Annotated in this window: 1 protein-coding gene; it reads left to right on the top strand. The window is 48.6% G+C overall.

The window, feature by feature from the left end:
• Nucleotides 1–959 (top strand): acyl-CoA dehydrogenase domain-containing protein (locus R7Z50_RS25230; RefSeq protein WP_318149451.1); only part of this gene is annotated, 959 nt, incomplete at both ends.

A 959-nucleotide genomic window follows, 5' to 3' on the forward strand; every position in this document is an offset into this window, starting at 1 on the left:
TTCCTCGCTCGTGGTTACCAAGGCTCTCCAATCGCCGTAACGGTAGAAGGTGCAAACATTCTGACTCGTTCGATGATCATCTTCGGTCAAGGTGCGATTCGTTGTCACCCATATGTACTTGAAGAAATGAACGCAGCTTACTCAGAAGCGAGCGACGCGGTTGAGAAATTCGACAAAGCGTTAGCTGGCCACGTGAGCTTTACCATGAGTAACCTCGTTCGCAGTATTTGGTTTGGTTTGAGCGATGGTCTCGGTTCATCGGCACCGACTAAAGATGCAACTAAACGCTACTACCAACAGCTAAACCGTTACAGTGCCAACCTAGCGCTTCTGTCTGATATCTCAATGGCTGTGCTTGGTGGTTCGTTGAAACGTAAAGAGCGTTTATCTGCGCGTTTAGGTGACATTCTCAGTCAGCTATACCTAAGCTCCGCGACGCTAAAACGTTTTGAACAAGATGGTCGTCCAGCTGAAGATTTGGCTTTGGTTCACTGGGGCCTACAAGATAGCTTAAAACAAGCAGAAATCGCCGTTGATGAGTTCCTAGCAAACTTCCCGAACAAAGTCATTGGCCGCACACTTCGCGTTCTGATTATGCCATTCGGTCGTGTACGCAAAGCACCAAGTGACAAGCTAGACAGCAAAGTGGCACGTATTCTACAAACCCCAAGTGCAACACGTTCGCGCATTGGCCGTGGCCAGTACCTAGAGCCAACAGAGCACAACCCAGCAGGTAAGATTGAGTTAGCACTGTCTGTGATTCTTCAAGCTGAGCCTGTGTTCGACAAAGTTTGTAAAGCGCAAGGTAAACGTCGTCCATTCCTCCGCTTGGACATGATTGCTCAAGAAGGTCTAGAGCAAGGCGTGATCACTCAAGAAGAAGCAGAACTGCTGAGAGAAGCCGAGCAACATCGTCTCGATACCATTAACGTTGACGATTTTGAGCCGGAACTATTGGC

The organism is Vibrio sp. 1249-1 (genome assembly GCF_033340495.1).